19 protein-coding genes are annotated in these 18,090 nt (G+C 64.9%); 11 read left to right on the top strand and 8 right to left on the bottom strand.

The window, feature by feature from the left end; translation table 11 throughout:
* The first annotated feature begins 109 nt into the window (after positions 1-109).
* On the top strand, positions 110-406 hold the full coding sequence (locus IPM06_11825; GenBank protein ID MBK8771108.1) for a DUF4242 domain-containing protein: 297 nt from the start codon (positions 110-112) through the stop codon (positions 404-406).
* Between the two features lie 47 nt (positions 407-453).
* Here IPM06_11825 and IPM06_11820 read toward each other — a convergent pair whose 3' ends face one another.
* The 5 genes from IPM06_11820 to IPM06_11800 are packed head-to-tail and all read right to left on the bottom strand — an operon-like array spanning position 454 to position 4,509.
* Positions 454-1,200 (bottom strand): hypothetical protein, encoded by a 747-nt coding sequence (locus tag IPM06_11820; GenBank protein MBK8771107.1) that lies wholly within the window; start codon positions 1,198-1,200, stop codon positions 454-456.
* Entirely contained in the window at positions 1,193-2,443 is a 1,251-nt protein-coding gene (gene ispG, locus IPM06_11815) for a flavodoxin-dependent (E)-4-hydroxy-3-methylbut-2-enyl-diphosphate synthase (protein MBK8771106.1), read from the bottom strand. Before ispG ends, IPM06_11820 begins: the two co-directional genes overlap by 8 nt.
* A gap of 19 nt (positions 2,444-2,462) precedes the next feature.
* On the bottom strand, positions 2,463-3,263 hold the full coding sequence (locus IPM06_11810) for a metal ABC transporter permease (GenBank protein ID MBK8771105.1): 801 nt from the start codon (positions 3,261-3,263) through the stop codon (positions 2,463-2,465).
* Positions 3,263-4,036 (bottom strand): ATP-binding cassette domain-containing protein, encoded by a 774-nt coding sequence (locus IPM06_11805; GenBank protein MBK8771104.1) that lies wholly within the window; start codon positions 4,034-4,036, stop codon positions 3,263-3,265. The genes IPM06_11810 and IPM06_11805 overlap by 1 nt, the downstream gene beginning before the upstream one ends.
* The gene (locus IPM06_11800; protein ID MBK8771103.1) at positions 4,036-4,509 is read right to left on the bottom strand and encodes a transcriptional repressor; all 474 of its coding nucleotides are present in this window, start codon (positions 4,507-4,509) and stop codon (positions 4,036-4,038) included. The genes IPM06_11805 and IPM06_11800 overlap by 1 nt, the downstream gene beginning before the upstream one ends.
* Positions 4,510-4,637: 128 nt before the next feature.
* Here IPM06_11800 and IPM06_11795 point away from each other — a divergent pair, with 128 nt between their 5' ends.
* Both IPM06_11795 and IPM06_11790 read left to right on the top strand, forming a co-directional pair.
* Positions 4,638-5,048, top strand: coding sequence for a hypothetical protein (locus IPM06_11795; GenBank protein ID MBK8771102.1), 411 nt, complete (start codon positions 4,638-4,640; stop codon positions 5,046-5,048).
* A 43-nt stretch (positions 5,049-5,091) separates the two neighbouring features.
* On the top strand, positions 5,092-6,198 hold the full coding sequence (locus IPM06_11790; GenBank protein ID MBK8771101.1) for an acetate kinase: 1,107 nt from the start codon (positions 5,092-5,094) through the stop codon (positions 6,196-6,198).
* Here IPM06_11790 and IPM06_11785 read toward each other — a convergent pair whose 3' ends face one another.
* Positions 6,199-7,044 (bottom strand): phosphate acetyltransferase, encoded by an 846-nt coding sequence (locus tag IPM06_11785; GenBank protein ID MBK8771100.1) that lies wholly within the window; start codon positions 7,042-7,044, stop codon positions 6,199-6,201.
* Between the two features lie 80 nt (positions 7,045-7,124).
* On the opposite strand from IPM06_11785, the gene IPM06_11780 reads away from it, so the two are divergent.
* From IPM06_11780 to IPM06_11755, 6 genes are all read left to right on the top strand, one after another.
* Positions 7,125-8,267: a citrate (Si)-synthase gene (locus IPM06_11780; protein MBK8771099.1), complete on the top strand. Its 1,143-nt coding sequence runs from the start codon at positions 7,125-7,127 to the stop codon at positions 8,265-8,267.
* Between the two features lie 110 nt (positions 8,268-8,377).
* A complete protein-coding gene (locus IPM06_11775) occupies positions 8,378-9,361 on the top strand; it encodes a hypothetical protein (protein MBK8771098.1) in 984 nt (327 codons plus the stop codon).
* Positions 9,358-10,809 (top strand): hypothetical protein, encoded by a 1,452-nt coding sequence (locus IPM06_11770; protein ID MBK8771097.1) that lies wholly within the window; start codon positions 9,358-9,360, stop codon positions 10,807-10,809. Before IPM06_11775 ends, IPM06_11770 begins: the two co-directional genes overlap by 4 nt.
* Positions 10,810-10,880: 71 nt before the next feature.
* The gene (locus IPM06_11765) at positions 10,881-12,518 is read left to right on the top strand and encodes an acetolactate synthase (GenBank protein MBK8771096.1); all 1,638 of its coding nucleotides are present in this window, start codon (positions 10,881-10,883) and stop codon (positions 12,516-12,518) included.
* Complete coding sequence (gene purD, locus IPM06_11760) at positions 12,515-13,768, top strand: phosphoribosylamine--glycine ligase (protein MBK8771095.1); 1,254 nt, start codon at positions 12,515-12,517, stop codon at positions 13,766-13,768. The genes IPM06_11765 and purD overlap by 4 nt, the downstream gene beginning before the upstream one ends.
* Positions 13,765-14,607, top strand: coding sequence for a patatin-like phospholipase family protein (locus IPM06_11755; GenBank protein MBK8771094.1), 843 nt, complete (start codon positions 13,765-13,767; stop codon positions 14,605-14,607). Before purD ends, IPM06_11755 begins: the two co-directional genes overlap by 4 nt.
* Here IPM06_11755 and IPM06_11750 read toward each other — a convergent pair.
* Positions 14,588-15,022 (bottom strand): nucleoside deaminase, encoded by a 435-nt coding sequence (locus tag IPM06_11750; protein ID MBK8771093.1) that lies wholly within the window; start codon positions 15,020-15,022, stop codon positions 14,588-14,590. The genes IPM06_11755 and IPM06_11750 overlap by 20 nt on opposite strands.
* Before the next feature lie 82 nt (positions 15,023-15,104).
* On the opposite strand from IPM06_11750, the gene rsmD reads away from it, so the two are divergent.
* Together rsmD and IPM06_11740 are read left to right on the top strand one after the other, a co-directional pair.
* Complete coding sequence (gene rsmD / locus IPM06_11745; GenBank protein ID MBK8771092.1) at positions 15,105-15,704, top strand: 16S rRNA (guanine(966)-N(2))-methyltransferase RsmD; 600 nt, start codon at positions 15,105-15,107, stop codon at positions 15,702-15,704.
* On the top strand, positions 15,701-16,348 hold the full coding sequence (locus IPM06_11740; protein ID MBK8771091.1) for a Pr6Pr family membrane protein: 648 nt from the start codon (positions 15,701-15,703) through the stop codon (positions 16,346-16,348). The genes rsmD and IPM06_11740 overlap by 4 nt, the downstream gene beginning before the upstream one ends.
* Here IPM06_11740 and mutL read toward each other — a convergent pair.
* Entirely contained in the window at positions 16,331-18,082 is a 1,752-nt protein-coding gene (mutL, locus tag IPM06_11735) for a DNA mismatch repair endonuclease MutL (protein ID MBK8771090.1), read from the bottom strand. The genes IPM06_11740 and mutL overlap by 18 nt on opposite strands.
* Between the last annotated feature and the right edge of the window lie 8 nt (positions 18,083-18,090).

Genomic DNA, 18,090 nt, shown 5'->3' with positions numbered 1-18,090 from the left:
GCCCCGCGGGGGAATATAGGGAAAAGATAAGTCGGCGGTAAGGACTTTGATGGGGTGAAAACCTAGGTGATGGTCACGGCAATCACGCCGCAATCAAAGGTTTCACATCATGCAGCTCTACGTCATTCGCCGGCCCAGCGCCTGGAAGAACATCCCAGAATTGGAAATTGCCGGCGCGAAATCCGCCCGCATCGGCAACGAAGACATGCCGGACAAGGTCCGCTGGATTCGCAGTTATGTCGTGCAGGAACCCGATGGCCGCATCGGCACGTTCTGCATCTATGAAGCCGTCGATGGTGAAGCGATCCGTGACCATGCGCGCCGCGTCGGCATGCCGGGCGAAGAATTCTATCCCGTCGCCACCACGGTCATCGTGCGTGCCGATCCGATGATGGCCGCCGCCTGACGCCTGCACCGGGGTTCGCGAGGCCACGAACCCCGGGCTGTTCTTGCCTATTGCGATATCCGCGTCAGCGCTTCGTCGTAGTTCTTCACCGGATAGACATAGCCCCGGCGGATGGCGAAGCGCCATGTGAGACGGGGCGAGCGGGCCACGTCTTCCGGGGTCACGGCGAGGATGCCATCGCGGTCATCCGGTGACAGTCCGTCCTTCAGCATCACGTTCGCGGTGATGCCCTGCATCTCGGCTGCCTTGGCGAGGCCGTACTGGATGAAGCCCGAGCAGATGAACTGGGGCGGCACCCATTTGTGCAGGCGGCGGCGCGTCATCGTCACCGCATGTTCCATGGATTTCTGCTGGCCCTTGCTGATGGTGAACCAGCCGAGCCGCAAGCTGAAGAGCGCGGAGAGGCCCATGCGCATCACGCGGCCGAAGTCATAGCCTGACTTCACGTGGTCCAGCATCAGGCCACGCACCTTCTTGAAGTAGCTCTCGGTAAACTGCTCACCCTCCAGCCGCAGCACGACGATTTCGGCGTGCGGATGGCGGCCTGCGATGTAGTCACGGATGTTGGCGAGCCCTACGCCTTCGCGCACGCTCTCCACCAGGAAGCTGCTTGAGAAACCTTCATCGGGATGCGCCACGAGGAACACCAAAGCGGCGTGACTGAAGGCGCTGCCCGTGGCCCAGCGAATGGCCCAGCTCAGAAACGTCGGACTGCGCGAGAGGATGATGTCGCCGATGCGCAGGTTCTGATCGGACTCGGCGAGGAACTTCTTGACGCTGACGGCTTCAGCCATGGTGCGCCGAACGCCCGCCCCTGCCCCAGCGCTCGCGCACATAGGTCTCGACGATGTCCTTGAACTGCGTCGCGATGTTTTCACCGCGCAGCGTCTTCACCTTCTGGCCATCGACGTAGACGGGTGCCGCCGGCAATTCACCCGTGCCGGGAAGCGAGATGCCGATGTCGGCGTGTTTCGATTCACCGGGGCCGTTGACGATGCAACCCATCACGGCAAGTTGAAGCGTTTCAAAGCCCGGATACTGCGCCCGCCATTCCGGCATGCGGCTGCGCACATGATTCTGAATGTCCTGCGCCAGTTCCTGGAACACGGTCGACGTGGTACGGCCACATCCCGGACAGGCGATCACCATGGGTGCGAAGGCGCGCAGGCCCATGGTCTGCAGGATTTCCTGCGCCACGATCACTTCACGCGTGCGGTCGCCGCCGGGTTCGGGTGTGAGGGAAATGCGGATCGTATCGCCGATCCCCTCCTGCAACAGCACCGCGAGGGCCGCGGTCGATGCGACAATGCCTTTCGACCCCATGCCCGCCTCGGTCAGTCCGAGATGGAGGGCGTGGTCGCTGCGCGCGGCCAACAGGCGATAGACGGCGATCAAGTCCTGCACCTCCGAACACTTGGCGGAAATGATGATCCTGTTGCGGGCGAGGCCCAGATCCTCGGCGCGGGCGGCGGAGAGAAGACCAGATTGCACCACGGCCTCGTGCATCACGCTGCGCGCTTCCACCGGCCGCGGCGAGGCATGGTTCTCGTCCATCAGCTTCGTCAGCAGCGACTGGTCGAGCGAGCCCCAGTTGACGCCGATCCGTACGGGCTTGCCGTGGCGGATGGCGATCTCGATCATCTGCGCAAAGTTGCGGTCCTGCTTCTCCTTGAAGCCGACGTTGCCGGGATTGATGCGGTACTTGTCGAGGGCTTCCGCGCAGGCGGGGAACTGCGACAACAGGAGGTGGCCGTTGTAGTGGAAATCGCCGACCAGCGGCACGCTCATGCCCATTTGTACAAGACGGTCGCGGATGCGGGGCACGGCGGCGGCCGACTCTTCGCGGTCCACCGTGATGCGCACGAGTTCGGACCCTGCGCGGGCAAGTTCCGCCACCTGCCGGGCCGTGCCCTCGGCATCGGCGGTGTCCGTGTTGGTCATGGATTGCACGACGACGGGATGGCCGCCGCCCACCGTGACATTTCCAACCATGACGCCCACCGAGGCCCGGCGCGGATGCGTTGCTGAGAAGTTCATTGCGCTCCCTTTTCCGCCGCTAACTGCGTTGTCCGAGCGGCAAGGTCAAGACAAAGAGAAGTCCGGCGGACAGGACAATCGACGGACCTGCGACAGTGCCCCAGGCGGCGGACATGAACAGTCCCGCCAGCACGGCGGCTGCGGCGAGGACGACGCTCAACACCGCCATGCTCTCTGGCGTTGCCGACAGGCGCCGCGCTGCCGCTGCAGGAATGACGGTGAGCGCCGTGATCAGCAACAGCCCCACGATCTTCATGGAGATGGCGACGACGAAGGCGATGAGCAGCGTGAACAGCAGCTCCACCAGCTGCACGTTGATGCCTTCCGCGCGGGCGAGGTCTTCATGCACAGAGATGGCGATCATCCGGCGCCACAGGGTCGCCAGCAGGAGGAGCGCGGCAGCGGCGACGATCCAGACTGTCCAGACGTCGCGGCTGGAGACGGTGAGCACGTCACCGAACAGGATGTCGAGATGCCCCGTGACAGCGCCCGTCACCAGCCCGATTACCACCACACCCAGCGCCAAGGCTGTGTGCGAGAGAATGCCGAGGATCGTGTCGACGGCGAGTTGCTGTTGCCGCCGCAGCGCGATGAGGATGAGGGCGAGGATCATGGCAACGACGACCGCCGTGATTGCGATGTTGACATTAAAGAGTAGTCCAAGCCCCGCCCCCAGCAGTCCGGCGTGGGCCAGAGTCTCGCCGAAATAGGCCATGCGCCGCCAGACGATGAAGCAGCCGATGGGGCCTGCAACCAGCGCCACGGCGAGACCTGCGAGAAGTGCGCGGCGGAAAAACGGTTCAAAAAGAATATCGAGCATCAGTGCTTGTGCCCATGGTGGTGATGGTCATGGCCATGTCCGCCATGGCTTTCGTGATCATGGTCGTGATCGTGGGTGTAGGCAGCGATCATGCGCGCTGCGGCGGGGCCGAAAAGTTTGGCGAATTCCGGGTCCTTCTGCACGGCCGTGGGGCCGCCCTCGCAGCAGACGTGGGCATTGAGGCAGATCACGTGGTCGCTCTCCGCCATCACCATGTGCAGATCGTGACTTACCATGAGGATGCCGCAGCCATGGGATTTGCGGATGGCGGAGATCAGTTCATACAGTTTGACTTCGCCGTGGAAATCCACCGCCTGCACCGGTTCGTCCAGCACCAGCAGCTGTGGCCTGCGCAAGAGGGCACGGGCCAGCAGCACGCGCTGCAATTCACCGCCCGACAGATCCGTGACACGCGCGTCGATCAAATGGGCAACGCCGGTTTCGCCCAGTGCCGCGCCGATTTCGAGTTCGGGGGCGGAGAGCGTCAAGGTCATGAGCCGGCGAACCGAGAGGGGCACGTTCATCGCCAGCGGAAATCGCTGCGGCACGTAACCGATCCGGAGGCCCGGTACCATCTCCACCCGGCCCGCGGTCGCTGCGGTGAGGCCGAGCAGCACCTTCACCAGCGTGGATTTGCCAGCCCCGTTGGGGCCAATGATTGTGACGATTTCGCCCGGCCGCACGGCGAGATTCACATGGTCGAGAATGACACGCCCGCCGGCCTTCAGCGTCACGTCATGGGCAGCAACCAGCGCGTTGTTCACCTTCAGCATCACGCCACCACGCCGCAATGGGCACAGAGGCCCGACAGTTCGACAACGGAATGCTTCACGGTGAAGCCCTGGCTGTGGGCGGCCGCGATGAGACCCGACGCGGCATCGCGGTCGAGCACCTCGGAGACATTTCCGCAGCCTTCGCAGATGAGCAAGGCTGCGGGCGAACCGTCGTGGCGTTCGGCGCAGGCCACGAAGGCGTTGCGGCTTTCAATCTTGTGCACGAGGTTCTGGCCCTGCAGGAATTCCAGCGCCCGGTAGACCGTGATCGGGGCAGGCCGCGGCCCGTGGACGGCCATGCGCTCGATGATGTCATAGGCCCCCACGGCCTGATGGCTTTCTGCTACACAGACCAGCACATCGCGGCGCTGTTCCGTCAGGCGGGCACCGGTTTCGGCGCACACCTGTTCAGCATGGGCCACGATACTGCGCGTGCAGGAGCGGTGATCGTGCTTGGGGCTGGGGAAAGTCATGCCTGTTATATTATAACATTCGGCGTCGATTACAATCCGCCCCCAACGGGCAGGACGGCTCAGCGGTCTATCCGTTCAAGTTGCATTCAGGCGGCGCCTGCTCAAGTGCAGCCCAGAAGGAGACGCCCATGTTCAAGTCACTGTCGCTCACCCCTCTTCTGGCCGCCCTGCTCACGGTTCCGGCCTTCGCCATCGATTTCACGCCGTCGGACAGCGGCACGCTGGAATTCGACATGCCTTCCGGAAACATCTGCTGCTCCTACATCGGTGATGCGGCGGATGGCCCGTTGCTCTCGTGCTCGCGCGTGAAGCCGAAATACTGGACCGTGACCCTCACCCCCGACGGCGAAATGCACGTCTACAAGAACCCGGGCGAAGTGCCGGGTTGCGGTTACGGCGAGCCCTTGGGCAACGTGTTCGACTATGGCACCAAATGGAAGAAGGCGGGCTTCGTCTGCACCTCCTCCACGTCGGGGTTGAAGTGCATGGCCAACGGCACCGGCTTCAAGCTGTCCAAATCAGGACTGGTGAAATACTGAGACAGGCCCTTGCATGGCCGCCGTGCTGCCCTGAAGAAGGGGCATGGCCATCCTTGTTCTCAATGCCGGATCCTCATCCCTCAAGTTTGCCGTCTATGACGAGAAGGGCCTCAGCGAGCGCCTGCGCGGACAGGTGAGCGGCATCGGCACGGCGCCGCAGCTCGTCTGCGGCGAGATCAGCAGGTTGCTGCCAGCGGCCACCACCTATCGGGATGGACTTGCCATCCTGCTCGCTTTCCTGCGGGATGAGGGTGTGTCGCAGACAGTGTTGCGCGGCATTGGCCACCGCGTCGTCCATGGCGGCGCCGCCTTCGTGTCGCCCACCCTCATTGATGACACGGTGCTGACGACGCTGGACAGCCTGCGCAGCCTGGCACCGCTGCACCTGCCCTTCGGCATCGGCGTGTTGCGCGACATGCGTGCCCTGCTGCCGGAGGTGCCGCAGGTGGCGTGCTTCGACACCGCCTTTCATGCAACGCAGCCGGAACTCGCCACGCGCCTGCCGCTGCCGCGCGTCTATCGCGACAAGGGCTACCGGCGTTACGGCTTCCATGGGCTGAACTACGAGCACATTGTCTCGGCCCTGCCTGCACAAACGAGGGGAACGCTGCCGCGCCGCATCCTTGCTGCCCATCTCGGCTCCGGATCATCCATGTGCGCCATCCAGGACGGGAAGAGCGTGGGCACCACCATGGGCTTCTCGACCGCAGACGGTCTGGTGATGGGCACGCGCACGGGCTCAATCGACCCCGGTGTGCTGGTGGCGCTGATGCGGGACGAGAAGCTGACACTCGATCAACTGGAAGACCTGCTCTACCGCAAAAGCGGACTCCTCGGCCTCTCCGGCATCTCCGGCGACATGCGGGAGTTGCTGGCGAGCGAGCGCCCGGAAGCGGCGGAAGCTGTCGAGTACTACTGTTATTCGGCGGCGCGCCATGCGGCCTCGCTGGTGCCGGCGCTGGGTGGCGTCGATGCCATCGTCTTCACCGGTGGTGTGGGCGAGAATGCCGGGCCTGTGCGCTCCCGCATCATGGCCCATCTCGCCTGGCTCGCCGTTGCGCCATCTGACGTGCATGTCATTCCCGCCAACGAGGAACTGACGATGGCGCGGCATGTGGCTTCGGTGCTGGCACTCACGCCGGAGGCGTGATCAGGCCATCGACAGCAGCAGGGCTGCGGTATCCACGATGTCGTCCACCGTGGCGCCGCGTGACAGGTCGGAGACCGGACGTGCGAAGCCTTGCAGGATCGGACCGATTGCCTGCGCGCCCGCGAGATATTGCGTGAGCTTGTAGGCGATGTTGCCGGCGTCGAGGTCCGGGAAGACGAGGACGTTGGCACGGCCCGCAACGGCGCTCTCCTCCTTCACCTTGCGCGCGGCGACGGCTTGCGACAGTGCCGCATCTCCCTGCAACTCTCCATCGATGAGCAGAGATGGCGCGCGGGCGCGGGCGAGCAAAAGAGCCTCACGCACCTTCTCCGCATCGGGGTGATCGCCCGATCCCTTGGTGGAAAAGGAGAGCAGCGCCACGCGGGGCGCGTCCGCCAGCACGGCGCGCGCGCTGGCGGCGGATGCAATCGCGATGTCGGCGAGTTCGGTGGCGGTGGGCTGAACGTTCACCGCACAATCGGCAAAGACGAGACGGCGCTCGGGCCATTGCATGAGGAAGAAGCTGGAAGGCGTTGCAATGGAGGGTGCAAGGCCGATCGTCATCAACGCCGCTTCGATCACACGGGCCGTGGCGTTGGCCGCCCCCGCCAGCATGCCATCGGCGCGGCCCGTGGCGACCAGGGCACCACCCGCGAACAGAGGCTTTTGCAGAAATTTCGTGGCAAGCGAGTCCGACAATTTCGGGCGGACCTCCCGCAACCGGGCGATGGCTTCCGGCGATGGCGCGGGTACATCATGCGCGCCGAACAGGATGACATCGGACAACCCGTTGTCTTGCAGGCGGCGGGCGGCCTCGGCGATCCGGGGGTCGCCGGATTCTGGCATCACAAGTTTCAGGCCCCTGCCCTTGATTTTGGCCTTGGCCTCTTCGATCACTGTCACGTTGCAACCTCCGGAACCCCAGCATGTCCAGCGAAGACAAGATCGAAATCCATCGCGGCCTCAAGGGCGTCTATTTTGAGCGCTCGGCCACGACATTCATTGACGGCAAGGCAGGTGAGCTTCGCTACCGGGGATACTCCATCCACGATCTTGCACAACAGTCCACTTTCGAGGAAACGGCACACCTGCTGCTGCACGGCGAATTGCCCACTCGGGCTGAACTCGAAACCACGCGGGCCACGTTGGGGGCGGCACGCCAATTGCCGGACGGCGTCACCCACATCATCCACACCCTGGCGCACGCCCACCCGATGGATGTGTTGCGTACGGCGGTCTCGGCGCTCGCCGCCTTTGATCCGCAGGCCGATGACAATTCCCTTGAGGCAACCCGCGCCAAGGGCCTTCGCCTCACCGCGCAGATTCCCGTCATCATCGGTGTCCATGCGGCGGTGCGGACGGGGCGGGCCGTGCCGCAACCCGGTGCAGGCCTCTCCCACGCCGCGCACTTCCTCTGGATGCTCACAGGCCGTGAACCTTCGCAGGCGGCTGCAAAGCTCATGGACCGCGACCTCATTCTCCATGCCGAGCACGGCAGCAACGCCTCCTCCTTCGCCGGTCGTGTGGTTATCGGCACGGAAGCAAACCTTCATGCCGCCATGACTGCGGCCATCGCGGCCCTCTCCGGCCCCGCCCACGGTGGAGCGGCCGAGGACGTGATGAAGATGGCCCAGGAGATCGGCACGCCGGAGAATGCAGCGGCCTACGTGAAGACCAAGCGCGCGGCCGGCGATGCCGTCACCGGCTTCGGCCACCGGGTCTACCGGACGGAAGACCCGCGCGCGCGTCACATGCGCGATGGCGTGGAACAGCTCTCGCGGGAGATGGGAGAACCCAAGTGGTTCGCCATCCTGCAGGCTGTGGTGGAAGCGATGCGGCCCTATGCGCGCTTCGGGGTGAACGTGAACGTCGATTTCTACTCCGGGGTCATTTACTATCTGAATGGCATCGCGCCGGACCTGTTTGTGCCCATCTTTGCGGCGGGCCGGGTTCCGGGGTGGACCGTGCAGTGCCTGGAACAACTGCAAAACAACATTCTGATCAGGCCCTTGACGCTCTATGACGGTCCGGAAGCTCGGGATTATCTGCCCTTGGACCGCCGGAGCTGATACGCCACAATTCCCCATTTCCGCCCCGCCAGCGCCACAAAATCTGATGAAGAGTTAACCTCGAGGGGGCGTGGTGCCCCACCCTGGGACGGCAATCGCGGGGTAGGTGGATGGGCCAATTGAAGCCCTTCATGGCGGCGGTTGTCGCGGTTGGCCTGTTGTTTGCGTCAGCACACACGGCCACGGCGGATTCACGCGCCGACAAATTGAACCAGAACACGCTGGGGCTGATGGCGGCCGATCCGCAGTGGCTGGGTCTTGCCAATAGTATTGCCGCGACCGTGCAGCATGAACAGGGCCTCCGCGTCCTGCCCATCGTCGGTGCCGGGACCCTGCAAGCCGTTTCCGATCTGGCCTATCTCGACCGCGTGGATGCAGCCTTGTTGCCGCTCGACACGCTCACTTATGCGCAGGCGCAGGGCTTGCTGCAGGGACTGGACGGCAAGGTCACGTATCTCGTTCGCCTGCAATCCATCAAATGGGCATTGGTTGTGGGCAAGGGCATCGACAGCCTCGCTGATCTCGCTGGAAAACGTGTGGCGACAGGACCGACGGGCAGCATGGGCTTCGTCGCGGGCGAGTTGCTGTTCAATGCGTCCGATGTTTCCTTCGCGCGCGTGCCACGGCAGAACGCGGAAGCGCTCACCGTGTTGTCGCAAGGCTCTGCGGATGCGGCACTGGTGGATGCCAGCGCGCTGAAGTCGGCGCGGCTGGATGGGAAGCGCTTCAAAATCCTGCCACTGGCGCTACCGAAGCAGCTCGACTCTACCTATTCCCCGATCATGCTTTCGCCCACCGATGCACCATCGCTCATCAGTGAAGGCGGTGATGTCGAGACGGTGGCGGCGCCGCTTGCGGTGATGGTGTTCAGCAAGGGCGCCGACAAGGCCACGGACGCGCGTCTCAAGGCTTTCACCTCCGCCCTGCTCCGCAATGCCGGGCAATTGAAGATCAACGCAAACCTGACAGCGGAAATTCCGGGTTGGACCCGGCACAAGGCGGCACAGGCTGCCTTGCAGGACACCGCTGCCGAATCTGCATCCACCAGCACCACCGGTGCTGAAACCGAACTGCAACAAGGAGACGGGCAATGAGCAAATCAAAGCGTGCCACACCAGCCGGGGAAAAGAAATCGTCCGTTGTCGAGCCTGATGAAAACGACCGCATGGAAGCCGCGGAGTATGATGGCGAAGACCTTGAACCTACGTTTGACGACGAAGAACCATTGGAAGCCCGAGGCGAAGAGACAGCTGAGGACGAGGTGACACCGAGCTGGTTCGGCAAGGCCATGAGCGACGACGACAGTCAGGAACTTGCCAACCGCTATCGCTCTGCCCGGGCGCATGCGCCGATGTTTGAACAGCCGACGCCGGAAGCCTATGAAAGCTATCGCCGCCGGCTGGAGGAACGCTTCCAGTCGGCCAAGCGCCTGGCCGCATCGCCGGCGGTTGCGCCCTTCTCCACCATGGAGCGCGAGGCAGAGCCTGTGCGTCCGCGCGCCGCCAATGACGATGGCAATCTCCGCTTCCGGGAATGGCAGCGCAAGATGGATGCGCGACAAGCCACCCCTGAACAGCAGCGCCAGCGCAGCGCGCTGACGCCGCTTCGCATCGCCGGGCTGTTTGCCGTGGCCTGCGCCATCGGTGGCGTTGCCGGGCTGGCCAGCGCCAACATGGGGCTGGTTCACCAGGGTTATGCCGCCGCCATGAGTGGCGCGTCCACCAGTGCATCGGCCATCATGGCGCTGCTGCAAAAACCTGTTGCCGAAGAACCCGCGGCCGGGGGCCAGGTCGCTGCCAACGTCAAGAACGGCGGCAGCACCGTGCTCACCAAGAAGCCGGTGCGCATGGCGCGGGTCGATGTGGCGGACGCGAGCGGCGTGCTCAACAATCCCATTCCGCTGGCGCTGACCGCCGTGCCTGCCGATCCCGACATGCCGCTGGCCCTCAAGATCACCGGGCTGCCGGGCGATGCCTATCTCACCCAGGGCACGGAAGTGGCCGACGGCGAGTGGCTGCTGAAGCCCACCGAAATCGAGGGTGTGAAGCTGGTCGTTCCGCAGGCGCAGTCGCCGCAGCTTGATCTCGCCGTCGCAGGTGTTGAGGAAAAGACAGGGGTTGCCGCAACGCCACCCCGCGAGATGACGGTGGAGCTTGACCTCAACAAAGTCACGGTCCAGCCCGCAAGTGCACCGCCGGAAAGTCAGTCCATGGCCAGCCAGCCGCTGCCGCAGGCCATTCCCCTGCCGCAGGAGGCGGAAAACACCGAGGCCAAGACGCTGCTCGGAAAGGGCGAAGCCCTGCTCAAGACGGGCGACCTTGACTCGGCCCGGCAGTTCTTCATCAAGGCACACGGAATGGGTGCGGCGGAAGGCGCCTTTGGCGCTGGCCAGACCTATGACCCGGTAGTCTATGCCGCCATGAACGTGCGCGGCCTGGAGCCTGATCCGCAGAAGGCGCGGGAGTGGTATGACAAGGCCGTGGCCGCGGGCAACGAAGATGCCGCGAAGGCGCTCGCAAAACTCAACGCCGCAGCGCCCTGACGGCTATCGACAGGGCCATGCTTTTTCGGGCATGAGGGGGCCTTCACAACCCCACCATGTCCGGAATTGCCATGCGCGCAGCAGATACCATTGTCCAATCCCTGAAGGCCCACGGCATCAAGCGCGTCTATTGCGTGCCGGGTGAAAGCTATCTCACCCTGCTCGATGCCCTGCACGAGAGCGGCATCGACGTGGTGGTGTGCCGCCATGAAGGGGGCGCCGGTTTCATGGCTTGCGCCGAAGCGAAGCTGACGGGCGAGCCTGCCGTGTTCATGGTGAGCCGCGGGCCTGGTGCCACGAACGCCTCCATCGCCGTTCACATGGCCGATCAGGATGGGCTGCCGGTCATCCTGCTGGTGGGCCAGGTGGCGCGCGCCGAACGCACGCGTGGCGTTTTCCAGGAAGTGGATTACGAGCGCTTCCTCGGTTCCATGGCGAAGGGCGTGTTCGAGATCACCGACGGCCGCAAGCTCCATGAAATCCTGCCGCGCAGTTTCCGCCTTGCGCAGCAGGGCATTCCCGGACCCGTGGTGCTGTCCCTGCCGGAAGACATGCTCGACGACCCGGTGGACGAGAAAGAGCCGGTGGTGTTTCCGCTGGCGACGGTCGGCGTCTCGGCCTCCGATCTGGCGCGCATCCAGCAGGTCATTGATGCGAGCGAGCGCCCGGTGCTTGTGGTGGGCGGAGCCTTGCGCAGTGCCGCGGGCAAGGCCGCGATCAAGCGCTTTGCCGAGGCGCAGCGCCTTCCCGTTGCCGTGACGTGGAAGAACCAGGAAATCTTCGACAACGCCTCGCCTCTCTATGCCGGACACCTGGGCTTTGGCGCACTCGCCGCCCATCGCAAGGCCCTGCAGGAGGCAGACCTCATCCTCGCCATCGGCACGCGCCTCGGTGACGTGGCGAGCCTTGGCTACACTTTCCCCGAATGCCCCGCACCGAAGCAGACGCTGGTGCATGTCTATCCTGACGGCAAGCCCATCGGCCACGTGTTCCGCACTGATCTTGGACTGATTGCCGATCCGGTGGCGGTGCTGGCGGGGCTGGCGCAGTCGCCGCGCGTGGTTTCGGCCGGGCGCGAAGCCTGGATCAGCAGCCTCAATGGCGTGGTGAGGGACTTGCAGGTCTACAAGCCGGTCGATGCGCCGGATGGCATGGATTTTGGCGTCGTTGTGGATTCCCTCTCCCGCCTTGCGCCCAGGGACGCCATCGTGGTGACGGACGCGGGCAATATCTCCACCTGGGTTCACCGCCACTGGAAGATGACGCCCGACAACACGCTGATCGGCGGCATTGTCGGCGCCATGGGCCTTGGCGTGCCGGGGGCCGTTGCGGCTTCGATCAGCGATCCGAAGCGCACCGCCATCTGCTTTGTCGGCGACGGCGGCGTGCTGATGACCGGGCAGGAAATCGCAACCGCCATGGCGAGCGGTGCCGCGCCCAAGATCGTCATCTCCAACAACGGCATCTACGGCACGATCCGCACCCACCAGGAGCGCGAATTCCCGGGACGCATCTCGGGCACGGATTTGAAGAACCCGGATTTCGATGATTGGGCAAAGTCCTTCGGCGCGGCCTCGTTCTCCATCGCGCGTGGCGACAATGACGTGGACGGGACCGTCTCCGCCTTCCTCGCCGCACCCGGCCCCGCAGTCCTGCATGTGCGCTCCAGCCGCATCGCGCTGTCGTCCAACGTCCAATTGAAGCCATGAACGTGCTGCTCATCGGGTCGGGCGGGCGTGAACACGCGCTGGCCTGGGCCATTGCCGCCAGCCCGCTGCTCGACACGCTCTACTGCGCTCCGGGCAATCCCGGCATGGCACAGCTTGGCCGCAACGTAGATCTTGATGTGACCGATCATGCTGCGGTGATCCGCTTTTGCCAGGACAACACCATCGGCCTCGTGATGGTTGGCCCGGAAGCGCCATTGGTTGCGGGTCTTGTCGATGACCTCACGGCGGCGCGCATCAAGGCCTTTGGCCCCACGCGCTATGCCGCCCAACTGGAAGGCTCGAAGGGTTTCACCAAGGACATCTGCCGCGCCGCCGGCATTCCCACCGCCGCCTATGAGCGGTTCACCGCGCATGATGCAGCGCTCGCCTATGTGCGCCAGCAGGGTGCGCCCATCGTCATCAAGGCGGATGGTCTTGCGGCGGGCAAGGGTGTCACGGTCGCCCTGACGCTGGCGGAGGCGGAGGCCGCGTTGCGCGACATCTGGGACGGCCGCTTCGGCGAGGCTTCCTGCGTGGTCGAAGAATTCCTGGAAGGCGAAGAGGCGAGCTACTTCGTGCTCAGCGATGGCGTGAACGTGCTGCCGCTCACCACGGCGCAGGACCACAAGCGCCTTGGCGATGGCGACACCGGACCCAACACGGGCGGCATGGGTGCCTATTCGCCCGCACCCTGCATGACGCCTCAGCTCATTGTCGAGTCGCTCGAAAAGATCGTCAAGCCCACCGTGAAGGCGCTCGCCGAGTCGGGGCATCCCTACAAGGGTGTGCTCTATGCCGGACTGATGCTAACCACGAGTGGCCCGCAGCTCATCGAATACAACGCGCGCTTCGGCGATCCCGAAACGCAGGTGCTCATGCCGCGCCTGAAGTCTGACCTGCTGACGCTGCTGCTCGCCACTGTCGATGGCACGCTCGACAAGATGAGCGTGCGCTGGAAGGACCAAACTGCGCTGACCGTTTGCCTATGCGCCAAAGGCTATCCCGGCACCGTGCAAAAAGGGAATCCGATCAAGGGCCTGGAGAATGATTCTCCCCAAGGCGTTGAAGTGTTCCATGCGGGCACGGCGCTGCGGAATGGGCAACTCGTGTCCAACGGCGGTCGCGTCCTCAATGTCACCGCACTTGGCTCCACGGTGAAGGAGGCGCAGCAGCGCGCCTATGCGGCTGTGGCCACCATCGACTTCGCGGGCGGCTTCTGCCGCCACGATATCGGCTGGCGGGCGCTGTGACGGACCGGCGCCGCATCGGCCTTGCCCTCGGCGGCGGCGGTGCGCGCGGCCTCGCCCACATCGCGCTGCTGGAAGCCTTCGACGAGATGGGCATTGTGCCTGCGGTCATTGCGGGCAGCAGCATGGGCGCGCTGGTGGGGGCCTGCTATGCCGGCGGCATGAGCGGCAAGGACATCCGCACCCACGCGGAAAAGCTTCTCGCCAACCGGGTGGATTTCGCCCGCTATGTGTTCGGGGCGCGCAAGACGCGGCCTTTGGAGTTGCTCTCGCTCAAGGGCTTTGCCTCCCTCCATTTCGATGGCGAGCGTCTGGCCAATCTCGCCTTGCCAGATTTCCTGCCGCGCAACATTGAAGAGACGCGCATTCCGCTCAAGATCATCGCCACGGACTACGAGCGCATGGAAGAAGCGGTACTCACCTCGGGGCCGCTGGCGCAGGCCGTGGGTGCGTCCATCGCCATTCCCGGAGTCATTTCTGCACCGACGATCGACGGGCGCATTCACGTGGACGGCGGGGTGGTCAATCCCGTTCCGTTCGACCGGGTGCGCGACGGCACGGACCTTGTGGTGGCCGTGGACGTCACGGGCCGCCCACGCCCCACCAGCGGCAAGATCGGCAACATGGAAATTGCGGTGGGCTCGCTGCTCATCATGTTCAATCGCATGGCCGACCTGAAGCGTGCCCTCACGCCACCCGACATCTACATCACCCCGAAGATCGATCAGTTCGGATCGGCGGACTTCTTCCGCGTGCGGGAGATCATCGCGTCTGCGGAACCCGCCAAGGACGACTTGAAGCGCAAACTGGAGCGCATGCTGCTCACATCCGACGCGACCTGAAAAAGCTTCGCAGCAGCGCTGCGGATTCGCCTTCGCCGATGCCGCCATAGACTTCCGGCGCATGATGGCATGTGGGCTGGCGGAAAAAGCGGGGACCGTGTTCGACCGCGCCCATCTTTTCGTCTTCCGCACCGAAATAGACCCGCCTGATGCGCGCGAAGGAAATGGCGGCGGCGCACATGGCGCAAGGTTCCAGCGTCACATGCAGGTCGCAGTCGATGAGGCGCTCGCTGCCCAGCTTGCGCGCCGCCTCGCGGATCACCAGCAGTTCGGCATGGGCCGTGGGGTCTCTCAGTTCGAGCGTGCGGTTCCCCGCCACGGCCAGCACCTCGCCATCGGAGGCGACGACGGCGGCGCCCACCGGCACCTCGCCGCGCTCGGCCGCGGCATGGGCCTCGGCGATGGCAAGACGCATGGGGTCTGGCAGTTTCTGCTTCATCGTGCCAGATGACCACGGGAAACAGTGCCGATTCAAGACGGAAACTCGGGGCAGCGCCATGCGGATCGTCGGTGGAAAATTCAAGGGACATGCGATCGTGGGGCCAGCCTCCACGTCGACGCGGCCCACGTCGGACCGGGTGCGGGAATCGCTTTTCAACATCCTCGCCCACGGCATCGACGGCCTTGACCTCGACGGCGCGCGGGTGATGGACCTGTTCGCAGGAACGGGTGCGCTGGGCCTGGAGGCGCTGTCGCGCGGGGCGAAGTTCTGCCAGTTCGTCGAGGAAGGCACCGAGGCGCGTGGCGTCATCCGCCGCAACGCCGATGCGCTGGGTGCCATCGGCCTGTGCAAGATCTGGCGGCGGGACGCCACGAAACTTGGCCCTTGCGCGCCGCAATCACCCTTCGATCTCGTCTTCGCCGATCCGCCCTACAACAAGGGGCTGGGCGAACAGGCGCTGCGATCACTGGTGGAAGGCGGCTGGCTCGCGGCAAACGCGGTGGTGGTTCTGGAAGAATCCGAGCGCGCCGTGCTGGGCGATGTCGAGGGCCTGACGCGCATCGACCAGCGCACCTATGGGGACACGGTGGTCACATTCTTCCGCGCCGCCGGCCCTTTGCAAGGGGGTCCGGCTGGCGCATCCTCGCGGGAATGACAACGTCTCTTCCGCCCGGCCATTTGTCTCGTCTCTGCGCGGCGCTCACGGCCGTCGTGGCCTGCCTCGCGCTCGGCCTGCAGTTCCGGCTGCTCCATGCCACGCTGGCGGGCGGCCAGGCCAGTCTGGCCGAGGTCATCTGGCGTTTCCTCGGCTTCTTCACACTGCTCACCAACATGCTGGTCGCATGGGCGGCCATCCGCATTGCCGCCGCCCTGCCCGTGAGTGCGCGGTCTCGCTTCATCGTGGTGTGCGGCATCGTCTTCGTGGGTGTGGTCTATAGTGTTGCACTGCGCAGCACGTGGCAGCCGCAAGGGTGGCAGGCGGTGGCAGATCATGGCCTCCATGATGCAACGCCCCTGCTCTTCGCGCTGACCTGGCTCGCCCTTCCGCACGGCACCCTGGGATGGCGCGATGTGGCCTCTGCGGCATGCTGGCCGCTGGGCTACTGCTTCTACGCCTTGCTGCGGGGCGGGTGGGACGGCTGGTACGCCTACTGGTTCCTCGATCCCGGCCGCATGGGGGCGAGCGCCCTCGCTGTCTCGATTGTCTTGCTCGTCGCCGGTTTCCTGATGCTCGGCGGTGTGCTTCTGTGGATCGACCGCCGTCTCGCCCCGGCGTCCCGTTCAGCTACGGCCGAATAGGCGTTCGAGGTCGCCCATCTTCAGTTCAATGAAGGTGGGGCGGCCGTGGTTGCATTGGCCGGCGTTGGGCGTCACTTCCATCTGGCGCAGCAGGGCGTTCATTTCATCGACGCGAAGCGTGCGCCCGGAGCGCACGGAGTGATGACAGGCGACGGTCGCCAGCACATGGTTCATCTTGCCCGCCACCGAGTGCAGCGTGCCCAGTTCAGACACTTCATCCGCCACCGCGCCAAGCACGTCCTTCCAGTCGGCGGACGAGAGGGCTGCGGGCACTTCGCGCACGACAAGGGAGGTGTCTCCGAAGCCATCCACCACCAGGCCTGCCTGCGCCAGCAACTCCTGCACGGAGAGGATGGCGGCGAAGGTGGCGCTGTCCACCTCGATCACCTGCGGCACCAGCAGCGGTTGGGTCATCACGCCCCGGCCCTCGCGCTCGGCCTTCAGGCGTTCGTAGACGATGCGCTCATGGGCGGCGTGCTGGTCCACCAGAATGAGGCCGCCTGCTGTTTGCGACACAATGTAGTTGCCGTGAATCTGCGCCCGTGCCTGCCCCAGCGGATAGTCGGCGAAGGCCTCTGCGGCCGGCGCTTCCGCCTCGCGCGCAGAGGGTGGCATCTGCATGGCAAGACCATCCTGCACGGCCTCGGCGAAGTGGGCGGACTGAGGCGTTGCGGCGCTCCACCCGGTTGCGGCGCGCTGCTGGCGAAAGGCTTCCAGGGTCTGTGCGGCGATGCCCGTATCGGCCACGGGGCGGGATTGCCCCAAGGCACGGCGGATTCCAGAAACGATCAGTGAACGGACGAAATTGGGATCACGGAAACGCACCTCTGTCTTGGCGGGATGGACGTTCACATCCACGCGCTCGGCTGCACAGGTGATGAACAATGCCACGGCGGGGTGGCGGCCCGGCGGCAGCACGTCGGCATAGGCACCACGAATGGCGCCCGCGATCAGCTTGTCGCGGACCGGCCTGCCATTCACCACGGCGAACTGCTGGCTGGCCTGGGCCCGCGCGGCGGTGGGCAATCCGGCCAATCCTTCAATCACCACATCTTCGCCGCCATGGCTCACGGTGACGCTGTTTTCCATGAAGTCCGCGCCCATGATGCGGCCGATACGGGCCTCGCGCGTCTCGCCCGGCGGACAATCCAGCCAGCGCCGGTCCTCGCTGGCAAATGAAAAGCCGACGGCCGGGTTGGCCAGCGCGAGGCGCCGCACCACCTCCAGCGCCTCCGCCGTTTCGCTGCGGTCGGTCTTGAGAAACTTCAGGCGCGCGGGCGTGGCGAAGAAGAGGTCGCGGATTTCGGCTTCCGTGCCGGCCTTCAAGGCTGCGGGCCGCACGTCACTCCTGCGCCCGCCCTCCACCGCTATGGCATGGGCGGCATCGGCATCCACTGCGCGCGAGGTGAGCGTGAAGCGGGCAACGCTGCCGATCGATGGCAGGGCCTCGCCGCGGAATCCCATGGTGGCGATGGCGGAGAGATCATCATCCGGGAGCTTGGAGGTGGCGTGGCGTTCGAGCGCCAGCACCAGTTCATCGGCTGTCATGCCGAAGCCATCGTCCGAGACACGGATCAGGGACTTGCCGCCGCCCCGGAACACCACGTCGATGCGGCTTGCGCCGGCATCAATGGCGTTTTCCACCAGTTCCTTCACGGCACTGGCGGGGCGCTCGATCACCTCACCCGCAGCAATGCGGTTGACGGTGCCTTCGGGAAGGCGGCGGATTCGCATGGGCAGAG

The sequence above is a fragment of the Hyphomicrobiales bacterium genome, from assembly GCA_016710435.1.
Taxonomy (GTDB): Bacteria; Pseudomonadota; Alphaproteobacteria; order Rhizobiales; family Aestuariivirgaceae; genus Aestuariivirga.
Note: the sequence above shows the minus strand (reverse complement) of the source record. Positions and strands in the feature narration are given on the sequence as shown.